The organism is Halocatena pleomorpha (assembly GCF_003862495.1).
Lineage (GTDB): Archaea > Halobacteriota > Halobacteria > Halobacteriales > Haloarculaceae > Halocatena > Halocatena pleomorpha.
Genome location: NZ_RRCH01000003.1, coordinates 312,176 through 326,440, shown reverse-complemented (window position 1 = coordinate 326,440; position 14,265 = coordinate 312,176). Strand labels below are relative to the sequence as shown.

13 protein-coding genes are annotated in these 14,265 nt (G+C 61.8%); 6 read left to right on the top strand and 7 right to left on the bottom strand.

The features are described 5' to 3' along the window. Positions 1–64: 64 nt before the first annotated feature. The 5 genes from EIK79_RS02630 to EIK79_RS02610 are packed head-to-tail and all read right to left on the bottom strand — an operon-like array spanning position 65 to position 4,116. Entirely contained in the window at positions 65–706 is a 642-nt protein-coding gene (locus EIK79_RS02630) for a methyltransferase family protein (RefSeq protein ID WP_221621659.1), read from the bottom strand. A 23-nt stretch (positions 707–729) separates the two neighbouring features. Continuing rightward, a complete protein-coding gene (locus EIK79_RS02625) occupies positions 730–1,077 on the bottom strand; it encodes a (2Fe-2S) ferredoxin domain-containing protein (RefSeq protein WP_124953571.1) in 348 nt (115 codons plus the stop codon). Next, positions 1,074–1,814, bottom strand: a complete 741-nt coding sequence (locus EIK79_RS02620; RefSeq protein ID WP_124953570.1) for a CbtA family protein — start codon at positions 1,812–1,814, stop codon at positions 1,074–1,076. The genes EIK79_RS02625 and EIK79_RS02620 overlap by 4 nt, the downstream gene beginning before the upstream one ends. Positions 1,815–1,817: 3 nt before the next feature. Further along, positions 1,818–2,000, bottom strand: a complete 183-nt coding sequence (locus tag EIK79_RS02615) for a CbtB domain-containing protein (protein ID WP_124953569.1) — start codon at positions 1,998–2,000, stop codon at positions 1,818–1,820. A 52-nt stretch (positions 2,001–2,052) separates the two neighbouring features. Next, positions 2,053–4,116, bottom strand: a complete 2,064-nt coding sequence (locus EIK79_RS02610; RefSeq protein ID WP_124953568.1) for an ATP-binding protein — start codon at positions 4,114–4,116, stop codon at positions 2,053–2,055. Positions 4,117–4,150: 34 nt separating this feature from the next. On the opposite strand from EIK79_RS02610, the gene cobN reads away from it, so the two are divergent. From cobN to EIK79_RS02595, 3 genes are read left to right on the top strand one after another with little or no spacing between them, the layout of a single operon-like run. Next, positions 4,151–8,011 (top strand): cobaltochelatase subunit CobN, encoded by a 3,861-nt coding sequence (gene cobN / locus EIK79_RS02605; protein WP_124953567.1) that lies wholly within the window; start codon positions 4,151–4,153, stop codon positions 8,009–8,011. Then, complete coding sequence (locus EIK79_RS02600) at positions 8,001–8,687, top strand: precorrin-8X methylmutase (protein WP_124953566.1); 687 nt, start codon at positions 8,001–8,003, stop codon at positions 8,685–8,687. The genes cobN and EIK79_RS02600 overlap by 11 nt, the downstream gene beginning before the upstream one ends. Further along, entirely contained in the window at positions 8,684–9,448 is a 765-nt protein-coding gene (locus EIK79_RS02595; RefSeq protein ID WP_124953565.1) for a cobalt-precorrin-7 (C(5))-methyltransferase, read from the top strand. Before EIK79_RS02600 ends, EIK79_RS02595 begins: the two co-directional genes overlap by 4 nt. Positions 9,449–9,510: 62 nt before the next feature. Here the strand turns inward: EIK79_RS02595 and EIK79_RS02590 are convergent, their stop codons facing one another. Further along, positions 9,511–10,281 carry a CbiX/SirB N-terminal domain-containing protein gene (locus tag EIK79_RS02590; protein ID WP_124953564.1) on the bottom strand — a complete coding sequence of 257 codons (771 nt, stop codon included), beginning with the start codon at positions 10,279–10,281 and terminating at the stop codon, positions 9,511–9,513. A gap of 289 nt (positions 10,282–10,570) precedes the next feature. On the opposite strand from EIK79_RS02590, the gene cobT reads away from it, so the two are divergent. Together cobT and EIK79_RS02580 are read left to right on the top strand one after the other, a co-directional pair. Beyond that, a complete protein-coding gene (gene cobT, locus EIK79_RS02585; protein WP_124953563.1) occupies positions 10,571–11,572 on the top strand; it encodes a nicotinate mononucleotide-dependent phosphoribosyltransferase CobT in 1,002 nt (333 codons plus the stop codon). After that, positions 11,569–12,864 (top strand): cobyrinic acid a,c-diamide synthase, encoded by a 1,296-nt coding sequence (locus EIK79_RS02580; protein WP_124953562.1) that lies wholly within the window; start codon positions 11,569–11,571, stop codon positions 12,862–12,864. Before cobT ends, EIK79_RS02580 begins: the two co-directional genes overlap by 4 nt. A gap of 1 nt (position 12,865) precedes the next feature. Here EIK79_RS02580 and EIK79_RS02575 read toward each other — a convergent pair whose 3' ends face one another. Next, the gene (locus tag EIK79_RS02575) at positions 12,866–13,171 is read right to left on the bottom strand and encodes a MazG nucleotide pyrophosphohydrolase domain-containing protein (protein WP_124953561.1); all 306 of its coding nucleotides are present in this window, start codon (positions 13,169–13,171) and stop codon (positions 12,866–12,868) included. Positions 13,172–13,268: 97 nt separating this feature from the next. Between EIK79_RS02575 and EIK79_RS02570 the strand changes: the two genes are divergently transcribed. Next, on the top strand, positions 13,269–14,132 hold the full coding sequence (locus EIK79_RS02570; protein ID WP_124953560.1) for a hypothetical protein: 864 nt from the start codon (positions 13,269–13,271) through the stop codon (positions 14,130–14,132). Positions 14,133–14,265: the final 133 nt, after the last annotated feature.

The following is a 14,265-nucleotide window of genomic DNA, read 5'->3' as shown; positions in this document are numbered from 1 at the left end:
TCCACCTACTTGTCCTTACGGGGCGGTATTCCAATATCCTTTGCCCATTCAACAATCAGTTCGATCAGTCGGTGATCAGCAGACGAACGGTGTAAGTCCCGACGAACTGGGGAACGTGATCCATGTACTGGTCGTAGGCCGTGCCGTACTCCACACGCAAATGCGACTCCTCGACGTACGGTAACAGCACCACCCAGCCGACATGAGCCGCTGCGAGCACGGCTACCAACACAGAGTTGATGAGCAGCGCGACCCCGACCGTTCCGACGATCATCCCGACGTACTGGGGGTTTCTGCTGTACGCGTACGGTCCCTCCGTGTACAGCTCACCAGTCACGCCCATCGTCTCCTCCGAACGCATCACACCCGCGCTCCGGAGAAAGATTGCCGTACCGACGACGGCGAGCACCGCACCCGCGAGGAGCGTTCCGGGCCGTGGCAGTAGCCACGCGTTCCAGTCCAGAACGGCGACGGTCACCAACGAGCCGTTGAACAGCCAGACGAGCGTCCAATGAAGATAGTACGCCCGCGTCTTCTCGCCGGGCGGCCACAGCTGGTGGTCGGTCGTGAGCGTCACGAGCAATAAGCCATACACGCCAGCAGCCCCAACCAATCCAGCGGCAAATACGACCACTGTAACGTTCAGCGCGATCATCTCCGTTTCAACGTTCGCGTTGGATGTCGAAGACGCTACAGCCGAACACATGAGGTGGTTTATTCGATCGTGGCTCAGGACTCCCCCGTCGGTCTCACACCCAACTGCGAGGCGTCCGCTCCGAACTCTTCGTGGAGCAAATCAGGCACGTCCTCCGGTTGGACGTCCGAGTACCACCGGTTGCGTGGATGGATCACGATCGCCGTCCCCGCTTCGCTACACAGCCCGAGACAGCTCGTTCGAGCAACGTGGACGTGCGACCAGAACACGCCACGCTCACGCAGCCAGCCTTTAATCGCTTCGTACACCTCCATCGCGCCAGCATCGGCACAACAGGCGTACGACGACTCTCGGTCGTTCGTACAGACCAATACGTGATCGGTGAATCCGTTCGCCCGAACCTCGGCCGTTCGGTCGTTCATGGCTCGACAGCCATCGACGGCGCGTCGATCGGGTCGGTCTCCGACTCGGGGATCGATCGATCGCGTCGAACCAACCACGCGTGGGCAGTAGCGAGTACGAACCAGAACCCGACCTGTCCCATCGCAGTGACTGCCCGTATCACCGTCGCCAATTCGGATGGGATCGGTCCAGTAACCGAGTTCGCCGGTGCCACGAGGGCAACCACTGGGAGCACTCCGAACATCGTGGTCGCTCCGAACGCTGCGATCGCCCGGCTCCGATCGTCAAATCGTCGTCGGAGCCGCCGATACACGTACCCGGCCAGCCCACACGACAGCGCACCCGCGCCCATCATGAGGGCGTACCACGCGATCCGCACATCAACCGAAAGCGATTGCTCTACGCCCGGCGGTTGGGGCGGCAACGCGAGCCACGGCGCACCAGATATCGTGATGAACCCAGCACCGCCGAGCAGGTAACTTTCTGCGTCCATCGATCCACCGGGCAACACCGGCTCCAGAAAGTAGTAGATGGCACCGAACACCACGATTCCGAGCAACACACCCAACAGCACGCCACCAACGACGCTGACCACCGCCGCAACGGTGTCCGAAACTGTTGAAGAGTGTCCATGGCTGTGCTCGAACGTCTCCGCGTATCCGATGAGCGGATTTCCAACCAGCGCGATGAACAGACCGAACGCGACGCCGCCCACCACTCCCGCTTTGGCCCCTCGAGTGACGTATTCAGTGAACATTGCTCAGTGGCAGGTGACGCCAACCGCGTGACGGAAATTGTGCATTGAATCGTGGACCATCGGATCTTGTAAAAACAGCAGTACGAACCCGGCCGCGACGATCGATGCCACCATCAGCGTTAACTGCGTCGGTGTAACGTCGATACGAACCCGTTCGATCCGTCCGTGGACAGTGTCCGTCGTCATGACAAACTATACTTGTACAAGATCAATCTAGATTGTAAATCTTTCGAGTGTGTTATTCTATAGCATTGATAGCAGCATCGACGCGTTCTGGTGACAGCGCGTCGAGAGGGACGCGTTCGCCACCGGTCATTTCAGCGACGGTTTTCGTGAGTCCGGAGCCGTCGCCGGCGTCAACGACAAGCGTGTGAGCACCGGTCTCGGCAAGTCGCGTCGCTGCCGTGCGCGTCTCGCTCACCGGATTTTCACGCGGGACGTTCGCCCGTCCGTCGGTGACCGCTACGACGAGGCCCGCGTCCGGATCGGCGTGTTCGAGCAGTTCGCCAGCGGTTCGGAGTCCGGCCGGGAGCGGCGTCCGGTCTCCGGTCGGCAGTTCCTTGAGGTGGCGGGCGGCGAGCGCGACGCTGTCGGTTGGTGGAAGCAACACGTCGGCTTGCTCGCCAGAAAAGGCGATGAACGCGACTTCGTCGCGGTGTTGGTAGGCGTCCTGTAAGAGTCCGAGCACGGTTCCCTTCGCAACAGCCATCGCGGGCCGCATCGACGCGCTGGCGTCGACGACGAACACCACGAGGGCAGCCGTCTCAGACTGTCGCACTGAGTGGCGGAGATCCCGCGACGCCACCGACTGCGCGCCGCGGGACGCGGCGGCTCTGACGGACGCCGCAGCGTCAAGCCGCCGATCGGTCGGTGTTGCTTGTTGTGTCCGAACGCGACTACCCGATCCGTTGATACGCGAAGGCACACGAACATGATCGCCCCGCACCGAGTCGATTTCATCGGACACGGGAGGAACGGACGGATCGGGTGCGTTCCCAGTACCGATGTCAGCCCGGTCCTGTCCGGGAATGATCGGGGCGGCCTCATCGCCGTCGTCCGTTCGGTCTCCGTTGGCTTCCCCCTGTGGCTCCGCCGATTGATCGCTGTCGGACGGTTCGTCTGAACGGGCTTCCGTCGATGACGGAGCAGTCGGCTCCCGGTCGTCCGATTCGGCCTCCGTCGTTCGGTCTGCCTCGCCATCGGTCTCGGGACCGTCCTCGCTCGGTTCCTCGCCACGACTGCTTGATTCGTCTCCGCAGTCGTCCGGTTCGGATTCCTCGTCAAACTGCCCGTGGATGACATCCTCGATGTCCTGAGCGTCCTCGAACGGTCGAGATCGCAACCGGTGTGGAAGCGCGAGCGACACAGCACGCTGAACGTCCGACTCGGTCACCGTCGTCCGGTCATCGAGCGCGGCGAACGTCATGGCAGCGTGGGCCGTGGCAATGTCACCTCGATGCCCTTCGACGCCCGAGTCCCGGCAACATTCAGCGATCGTTTCCGCGATCGATCGCGGTACTGAAACGTCTTGAAGACGGTTGCGGGCGGCGCGAACGCGATCCTGAACTGTCGCCGTGTCCAGCGTTGATCTGCCGTCCTTGTCCGCCTGTCCGATCGCCCGATTGATGATTGTGACCCGTTGGTCGAGATCCTCACACGCCGTCACGGTCGCTTGGAGCGCAAAGCGGTCGCGTAGCTGTGGTCGAAGCTCGCCTTCTTCGGGGTTCATCGTGCCGATGAGCGTGAACTCCGCTGGATGAACGACACTCACTCCGTCGCGTTCGACCTGGTTGACACCGCTTGCAGCGGCGTCGAGCAACACGTCTACGATATGGTCGTCGAGGAGATTCACCTCGTCGATGTAGAGGATGCCACGGTTCGCGCGCGCAAGCACTCCCGTATCGAACTCGTATTCACCCGCAAGCGCGTCCGCCACCGACAGTGTGCCCACGACACGCTCCCGGGTCGCACCCAACGGAAGCGTCACGAGGGGCACCGATCGCTCGGCCGTTTCCGGATCGGTCCGCCTGCGACAGTCCGCACACTGACGTTTCGGTTCATCCGGTGGACAGCCGTACGGACAGCCCGCGATCACCGACTGCGACGGCAGTTGATCGGATAACGCCCGCACTGTCGTGGATTTTCCCGTCCCCTTTTCGCCGCGGATTAACAGCCCATCCAGTCCGTCGCTCACCACGGTGGCGAGCAGTGCTTCTTTCAACTCCGCTTGGCCGACGATCTCGGTGAACGACAGCGTGCTCCCCTCGGGCAAAGTTTTTTTATCCGTGCGTAATTCAACCATACTTGTATTAGACAAAAGGAGGTTTAACAAACTTATGCCAACGATCGGTTTGTACACGGCGACGGAAAACGAGCTAGGGGCGATTCAGCAGGCCGGGTCCCGGACTGAGGGCATTGATCTGGTCGTTCGATCCGAAAGTGATCTCGACGACGAATCAGCGATCGACGCATTCGTAGAGGAGTTGACGGACGCGACAGCAGCGGTGTTCTGGTTACACGGGACCGAGGAGAGCATGCCGGGGTACGACCACGCAGTCAGTCGGTTGGAGGAAGCGGACGTTCCCCGCATTGTCAAATCCACTGGTGACGCCTACGCCGTCGAGGACACGAGTGTCACGGCGGCGGTCCGTGATCAGGTGTACGCGTATTTAGAGCGGGGCGGAACCAGCAATATCGCTAACTGCGCCCGGTTTCTGTCCGACGAGTACGCGACAGACGAGTGGGCGTACGATGATCCGGTTGCGCTCCCTACGGAGGGCGTGTACCACCCGGATCATCCGGGGGCGACCTACGAGGAGTTGATAGCAACGTTCTCATCGGAGCGGCCGACGGTCGCGGTCTGGTTCTACGAGTCCCACTGGACCCACGAGAACACTCGGTACGTGGACGCACAGGTGCGCGCCATCGAAGCCCAAGGAGCGGACGCGCTTCCGATCTTCTGCAATCCAGCGACCGATAGCGACGAGCAACACGACGCGGAGTGGGTGACTGACGCGTGGCTCACCGATGAGCAGGGCGAACCGGTCGTGGACTGTGTGCTGTCGTCGTTCATGTTCTCGTTGTCGATGGATGAACGAGGACGGAGCGCGAGTGATGAGGGCGCAAACGAGGTGTTTCTCGACCGATTGGGCGTACCAGTCGTCCAGACGATCACGACGATGCGCTCGCGCGATCGATACGAGGGAAGCGACACGGGCGTGATGGGGTTCGAACTCGCCTTATCGGTCGCGCTGCCGGAATTCGACGGCAACCTCATCACGCACCCCATCAGTGGCAAGGAACGAACCGATGACGCGGCCGGCATCGGGTGTGCACCGAAACAGCATTTCCCGATCAACGATCGTGTCGACCACGCCGCGCGGCTCGCGGTCAACTGGGCAACGCTGGGGCATATCTCACCGTCCGAGCGGCGGGTCGCTGTCATCTTGCATAACTATCCCCCGAGCGACGACGGCATCGGCACCGCGTTTGGACTCGACACACCCGAAAGCACTGTCAATCTACTCAATGAGCTAGCAGCTCGCGGATACGATCTCGGCGGAGCGCGTCCGGACAGCGGACAGGCGTTGGTTGAGGCGCTGACCGCTCAACTCACGCTTGAAGACCGGTGGGTCGCCCCAGAGGACGTACGCGAGTTGAGCGTCGACACCGTTTCATCCGAGCAGTACACAGCGTGGTTCGAGGCGCTTGACGAACGGTTTCAGGCGAACGTCGTCGAGGAATGGGGGCCGGTGCCCGATCGGGCGTTCGCAGTTCCGGGCGTCGAGTTCGAGAACGTGCTCGTCACCGTCCAGCCGCCGCGTGGATTCGGGATGGATCCCTCGAAGGTGTATCACGACTCGGATCTCCAGCCACCACACGATTACGTGGCCTTTTACAGATGGCTCCGGAACGCGTTCGAAGCTGACGCCGTCGTCCATCTCGGAACGCACGGAAGTGTGGAATGGCTGCCGGGCAAAACGGTTGGACTGAACGGTGAGAGCGCTCCCGATCAGTTGCTCTCCGATCTCCCAAACGTCTATCCGTACATCATCAACAACCCCGGTGAAGGGACACAGGCAAAACGCCGGTCGTACGCGGCCATCGTGGACTATCTGACGCCGGTGATGCGTTCTGCTGGCACGTACGACGAGCTGTCCGAGCTAGAAGAGCTTGCCAACCAGTTCCGGGAGGCTGGTACGGTCGCGGCCCGCACCGACGACGGCGAGCAGCTCGCTCGGCTCATCCGAGAGACAGTGGACGAGTTGGATCTCGCTGTCGAACTCGGGATCGATGGCTCGATCGAGTCATCGGTCGAGGTTCGGGGGCCCGATGCGGCCGGATCAACGCTCGCGGAGGGCGCAGTGGCGGGCGACGACATCGGTATCGACGAACTCGTCGAACGCATTCATGAGTATCTCACCGATGTGAAAACGACGCAGATTCGGATGGGGTTGCACACGATGGGTGAACCGCCTGACGGTGAGCGTCTCATCGAGTATCTTGTCGCGCTCACTCGGCTCGAAAATCCGGGGGCACCGAGTCTTCGGGAGAGCGTCGCCGGTGTGCTCGGCGTCGAGTACGATCGGATGCTCAACGATCCCGGTTCGTACAATGAGACGTTCGGAATGACCTACGCCGAGGCCGCTGACGTGGTGTATGAGACGAGCGTTGAGCTCGTGGAAACGTTGGCGGAGCACGGGTTCGACGTTCCAGCAGCCGGGACGGACACGGAGCCGGACGAACTGACCATGGATCACCTCGTGGTCGATCTCGAACCGCTGGGAGACGGGCGAGCGATCCCTGGCGCACACGAGGAGCTGCGGGCGGTACTCTCGTTCATCTGTGAGGAGGTGACGCCGCGCATTCGAGACGCGAGCGCGGAAATTCCCCGGACGGCTGACGCCCTCACTGGCGAGTACGTTCCGCCGGGCGGCAGCGGTGCGCCAACACGCGGCGGCGTCGATCTGTTGCCGACAGCCCGAAACTTCTACACGCTTGATCCGCGGAAAGTGCCCGCAAACAGCGCGTGGCGAGTCGGCAAAGCGGTGGCCGCGGGCGTGCTCGAACGCCACCGGTCCGACACGGGTGCGTACCCCGAGGAGATCGGCGTCGTTGCGTGGGGCACTCCGACGGTCCGAACACGCGGAGAGACGATCGCGCAGGTGCTCGCGCTGATGGGGGTCAAACCGGAGTGGACCGACGCCGGGCGGATCGATGACGTACAACCGATCCCGCTTTCCGAGTTGGATCGCCCGCGCATCGACGTGACCACCCGTGTGTCGGGGCTGTTCCGGGACGCGTTTCCACAGGCCGCGAGCGTCGTCCACGACGCGGTCGAGGCGGTGGTCGAGTTGGACGAGCCACACGAGATGAACTACGTCAAAAAACACGTCGAGCAGGAAGCCGAACGACTGCGCGAAGAGGGCATCGAGAATCCGACCGTCACACACCGCGTGTTCACCACGCGACCCGGCGGTTACGGCGCGGGAACCAACAAGGCCGTCGACGAAGGAAACTGGACGGACAGCGCGGATCTCGCTGACGTGTACGTCCAGTGGGGTGGCTACGCGCTCGGCAAGCGCGGCCGCGTCACTGAGGCCCACGACGCGTTCGAGCGCCGACTCGGCACGGTCGAGGCCACCGTGAAGATCGAAGACACCGCCGAACAAGATGAATTCGACAGCTCGGACTGGTACGCCTTTCACGGCGGGTTCATTACCGCCGTTTCCGAGATCGCAGACGACGAACCGGCGTCGTACGTGGGCGATTCAGCCGATCCCGACAACGTGTCCGTGTACACCAACGAGGAGAAGGTGCGCAAGGCGATGCGCGCCCGAGTGCTTAATCCCGATTGGCTCGACAGCATGACCGACCACGGCTACAAAGGCGCGGGTGACCTATCGACGACGGTCGACGTGGTGCTCGGTTGGGACGCCACCACGGGTGTCGTGAGCGACCGGCTCTGGACTGACGTTGCAGAAGCGTACGCCCTTGATTCTGACCGCCAAGAGTGGCTGCGCGAGGTGAATCCGTGGGCCTTAGAGAGCATCACCGACACGCTGTTAGAGGCAATCGATCGCGGGCTGTATGAGGCGGATGACGCGATGAAAGACCAGATACACGATGTCAATCTCCGGGTGGACGGCGACCTCGAAGCCCGCGCGTCCAGCGAGGTGACCGCCGATGACGACTGAGGACACCGAGCCGTACGCCGATCTCGGTGCCACTACCGAGTCCGCCATGGCGATCGCTGAGACCAGCATGGATCGGGTTCGGGAACTCGTTCCCGATGCGACACTCTCCGACCGCATGCGACAGAAGGCAGTCCATGCAACCGGCGATCCGGAGTTTCAGCACTTGTTACGGTTCACCGGCACGCCCGTCCGTGCTGGCGCACGGGCAGTGCTCGGTGAACAGGCCATCGTCACAGACATCACGATGGCCAAAGCGGGCATCACCGATCGGGGACATTCCTGTCCGGTTCGCAAAGCGATCGGTAACGGCAGCGAGCTGGCCGAACGGACTGGAATGACCCGGACGGCCGCCTCGGTGTTCGAACTCGATCGTCAGGGTATCTATGAGGGAGCGATCGCGGTGATCGGAAACGCACCGACGGCGGCGCTCGCGCTCGCTGACTGTATCGAGGACGGTACCCGGCCCGCCATCGTGATCGCCACGCCCGTGGGATTCGTCAAAGCCGAAACGAGCCGAAAACGGATCCGAACAGTCACGGCAGCGCACAACGTCCCTGCGGTCACGAACGTCGGTCGGCGCGGGGGGAGCGGGCTTGCGGCGGCACTGACCAACGAGTTGATCCACGTCGCGAGCGACGCCAGAAACGACGCTGTGGATCTTTCCACCGAGTCATGACCGAGGAGTACGATCTCGACGCCGGTCCCGATCCGGCGAGCGTTGCGGCGGCAACTCCCGAGACGGAACCCAGCTACGACGCCACGCCGGTGTTCGCCGTCGGCATCGGTCCCGGCAACACGGCGTACCTCACGCCGCGCGGCGAACGCGCCATCAGAGAGGCCGATGTCGTCGTCGGTTTCGAGACAGTGATCGAGTTCATCCGCGGCTGTACCGACGCTGAGCTGTTGGCGTGTAGCTACGCGGATGAGACCGAAACGCTAGAGCTGTTCGCCCAGCGGGTGGCAGAGGGTGCCACCGGAACCGCCGTGTTGATGGGTGATCCCAACCACTCGGGCTACCAGTTCGTCGGAAAGGTTCAGGCCGCTGTCGATTCTGCGGTTCGGATCATCCCTGGGATTTCCTCGCTACAGGTGGCTGCCAGTCGCGCCAGAACCCCGATGGAGGAAACGACGTTTGTCACCCTCCACAAAAGCGGGGAAATCTCCTCGGATCTCCATCGGCTGTGTGAGCAGGTCGGACACCGTCACCTGCTCGTACTGCCCCGTCCGTACGACTGGATGCCCGGTGATGTCGCCGCGACGCTCGTCGAAGCCGGCGCATCGGAATCGCTCACCGCGATCGTCTTCGAACGGCTCACTCACGACGACGAAACGATCACCAAGACGACGCTCAGCGACCTCGCGGCTCACGCCGGTGGTGTCGAAGCCGCGTCCACACCGTTCTCGGATCTCTCCGTGCTCGTCGTGCGGGCTGGCTAGTTCGATCTCTGAGAGCGTTCCGATCCACTGTTTTCAGCGGGTGGAACGCACGCCTCCGCGCGTCAATCGGGTCCTTCCCCATCGGTTGCAACTGGGCGCTGAGTTGCCGTCAACCGGGCTTCGAACGCGGTTGATTCCCCCACTGCCAGCACCCGCTGTTTTTCGAGTTCCGCGTGGATCGCGTCCGTGACCAGTGGGTGTGTCCCGAGTGGATCGGTGTACTCGATTCCTGTCGGCTCCAACTGCTCGGGAATCCGTCGCTCAGTTGCCTCACAGTGAGTGAGAAACAACGGCACTGCAACCGCTCGATCGTTCGAGATCGCATACCGTGCGCATTCGATCGCTGGATCTTGAACGAGATAACACGCGTGAACGTCCCCGTACGCCGTTCCCTCTCTGAGCCGCGTCGCGTGATACTCGGCCATTTGGCGGTGGTAGGGCTTCGAACTGCTCCCGAACCCGACCAACACCAGCGACACGTCGGGACCGGCCTGAATCTGATCGGTGGCGCGCTGGACGATCACGTCGGTGATGGCCGGGTTCCACCCCACCGGCTCACAGTACTGCACCGTTCCGGAAACGAACGACAGCGCCGCTGGGAGTCCCCGGACTGTCTCGAACGTGTGAGCGACGCACACCGGCATTACGTACACCCGGTCGCCCGGTATCGATCGCAGCCGACTGCGAAGCTCACGGACCGGCTCGCGTTCGTACGTCACAGCGTCCACCTCCTCGACAACACCACGCCGGGCGAGACGATCCGCGTGCGTTTCGAGCATCTCCTGAGCGTGCGCCGTCTCGCGGCCGATGAGTAGGAGTGTTTCGGATGTCATTGATGAATTCGGTGGATATACAAGTATATCTGATCTAGCCCAAATAGGCTTGCATTGATGCATGGTGCAGACTGGCAAATAAGTTTTGGTCAAATATAACAAAAATTTATGTATGATTGTAGGTCGAATCGGCTGGCTCGTGTAGTACTCGCCGCTTGCTCGCGCTCTTCACCGAGGAATTAATATGGAATTGTTCCAACAATACTGTACTAGTGTTATTATCGAATATGACCCGACGTAGTTCCAGTATCGAACGGTTACCGTCTTACAGAGCGGGGTTGATCGCGCGATGAAGTTCGTTTTCGTGGCGGGAAACACGGAGACAGCCCGGATCGATGGGATCAGCGCCGCAGGTGCTACTCCGGCGATGATGGTCCACACGCCGAGCGCCGATCTCGAAATCGTCACGTACGGACAGCCGGTGAGAGCGCCGGTGGTTCCCGTCAGTCCATCGGGATGTCCGACACCCGCAGTAGTCACGCGCGCGGTTTATGAGCTGGTCGGATTCGAACAGATCGCGGTTGACGCCGGTCTCGCGCGTCCGACCAGCGCGCCCACGGTGTCGATCGGTGTCGATCCCGGCCAGAATGTTCGGGAATCAACGCCTGTGCCGGCCGCCGCCGCAGCGTTCAAAACGGCTCGAGAACTCGGACGACAGCTGCCGGACGAGAAGCTCATCATCGGTGAGACCATTCCGGGTGGAACGACGACTGCGTTAGGCGTACTCACAGCACTCGGGGAGCGCCCGACGGTGTCGTCCTCGCTGCCGGAAAACCCACTCGAACTCAAGCAAGGCGTGATCGAGGTGGGACTCAATGCGAGTGGTCTGTCTGCCGGTGATACTGCTGGCGATCCGACGGGGACGCTCAGGTGTGTTGGGGATCCAGTGTTAGCCACCGTCGGGGGACTCGCTGTCGGGGCTACCGAGTCAGGGACCGATGTGACGCTTGCAGGCGGAACCCAGATGGCCGCAGCCGCGGCGCTCGTTCGTCACGCCGGCGTTGACGCCCCGCTTTCGATCGCCACGACCGTCTTCATCGTTGAAGACGAGTCCGCAGCCATCAAGGAGTTGGTAGCTGATCTTTCGGTGGACATGACGGTCACCGATCCGGGATTCGATCAGCGGGATCACCAGGTGATGGACACCTATCTCACTGGCGAGGCCAAAGAGGGGGTGGGAATGGGTGGTGCGCTGGCGCTGGCCGATCAAGCCGATGTCACGATGGCCGCCGTACGCGAGCAGATCATTGAAGTGTATGATCGGCTCCTCGAACAGGACGAGGCCGAATGAACGGCGTCGTTCTCGCCGGAACGCGCTCCGGTGTCGGGAAAACCGTTGCCACGCTCTGTGTCATCCACGCGCTTGAGACATCGGGGATCTCGGTCCAACCCGCCAAAGCCGGCCCGGATTTCATCGATCCGAGCCACCACGAACACGTCGCTGGGCAGGGTTCGCGGACACTCGACCGGTGGCTCCAGGGTGCGGATGGACTCCGGCGGAACTACTACCGGGGGAACGGTGATCTCTGTGTCGTTGAGGGGGTCATGGGGCTGTACGATGGGGACGCATCGAGCACTGCGATGGTTGCCAAAGCGCTTGATCTACCGGTCGTACTCGTCGTCGACGCAAGCGCCGGCATGGAGAGTGTTGCCGCCACGGCACTGGGATTCGAACGGTACGCGTCGACGACTGGCCGCGACATCGACGTTGCCGGTGTGATCGCCCAACGCGCACACGGTGGTCGTCACGAAAGCGGGATCCGTGAGGCGCTCCCCGAGGGTATTACGTACTACGGCCGTATCCCGCCGCGAGAGGAGCTGGCGATCCCCGATCGCCACCTCGGATTGCAGATGGGCGACGAATCCCCGCTCCCGCAGGAGGTGCTCGAACACGCGGGAGACCACCTCCGGATCGATGCGCTCATGGATGTCGCACGCGCGCCGCCACCACCCGCTCGGATGCCGGATCGGTCATCCACGGATGAACGGATCGCCGTTGCTCGTGATGGGGCGTTTCGATTCTACTATCCGGCGACGATCGAGCGACTGCGTGCGCGTGCTGACGTGTGTCCGTTCGCACCGATCGAGGGTGACGACCTGCCCGACTGTGACGGCGTCTATCTTCCGGGCGGCTATCCGGAACTGCACGCCGCTGCGCTGGCGGACAGCCCCGCCATCGAGCAGGTGGCCGAACAGGCCGCCGACGGACTCCCGGTGTTTGGGGAGTGTGGGGGACTGATCGCCCTGTCAGAAACGCTGACCACCGACGACGAAACTTACGAGATGGCCGGCGTCCTTCCGGCCCACGTCCGAATGCACGATCGGTACCAGGCGCTCGACCACGTCGAACTCCGCGCCCGAACCGACACGCACACCGCCACCGCTGGTGAGACAATCCGTGGTCACGAGTTCCACTACTCCAGCGCCGACGTTGATTCGGACGCTCGATTCGCCTTCGACGTTGAGCGCGGCGACGGTATTGACGACGGACGGGACGGACTGATGGAGTACGACACGCTCGGGACGTACTGCCACGTCCATCCCGAAAGCGGCGCGTTCGACGCGTTCGTCGACCGGTTGTGAGCTACTCCGAGGACGGTGTCTCTGCGTCGATCAATCGGCGTTCGTACTTTTCGAGCGCCGTTTGTAGCGCTGCGTCCGCGTTGATCTCCTGACTGTCAGCGAGTGCGAGCAGCGAGAACAGCACGTCACCGATCTCCTCCTCGCTGAGTGTGAGTTCACCGGGGGAGGTTCCGTAGTCCGTTGAGCTGTTGGCGTCCTTTGCTACCTCCCCGACTTCCGAGACGAGATCCAACAGCCGATACGCGGGCGGAGCGTGAAGATCGTGTTGTTCGATGAACGACGCAACGCGTCGTTGCTGTTGATCCATTTGTGTTCCGTTTCACTACAGACTATTTACTACTAGTGTTTTTCTTCGGACCGCTCAGATACAGAAAACATTTCACTTCTAGCCAAGTAGTGATGGTATGGCGTTCTTGACGACACGGGCGTTTCAAGACGGTCCTCGCCCGGATCCAATCTACGCACTGGTCACCGGACTGTATGCGTGTGCCCTCCTCATTCCGCTCGGTTCTATCGTATTGGCAGGCTTCCTCACGGACGCCGTGTTGTTCACGCTTGTAGTGGTTACCGCGACAACGGTCGTGATAACGGTTGTGAGTGTCGCCGTCGTTTACATCCCCGGACTCGCTATTGAAATCGGCTACTCAGGTCTTTCGTGGACGCTCTGCGTTGTTCCAATGGTGGTGTTCATTCTCCCGATCGTGGGAGCTATCGCCGGTATCGTTCCCGGGTCGTTCGACTCGGTAATCGGGTGGTCGCTGCTGGGAATAGTTGCTGGAGGATTTTTTGGCGGTCTCGTCGTGGCAATGAGCTGGACCCGGTGCGCGAATGCCCAATTGTCAGACGCAATCGATCTCACAGAGGGGGAGGCATGGCTCCCGCGGCGTCACCGTCGGATAGTGGACGCAATCGGAATTGTCGGCGGTGTGGGTCTGACTCTCGGAGAGATTGCCGAAGGTCTCTTCGGGTACGAAGGAAGCTATCTCCTCGGACAGGTAATATTGGTAGTGGCAGTGACGGTGCATATCAGCTGTCCTCACGGGAGGACGTACCGCGTTTCCGACGCCGGACTCGCTGCCGAACGCGGTTTTGTCCGCCGATTCCGTCCGTGGTCGACGTTCACCGGCTACACCCACGCCGAGGATGCGCTCTATCTCCATACTGCGCAGTGGTGGCGACCGACGATCCGCTGTGACACCGACGAGATCGACGAAATCGATCGGGTGACTGACGCGCTCAGCACGCACCTGCCTGTCTTGGACCGATGACGATGTGGGGGACGATCAACCGAACGCGAAGCCGATCACACGTCACAATCGAATACTGATTAAATATCGAACCCATTTGGAAACTTTTTTAGTGGTGTAGTTGGTGGATGGAACTGTGGCGCACGAGCGCACC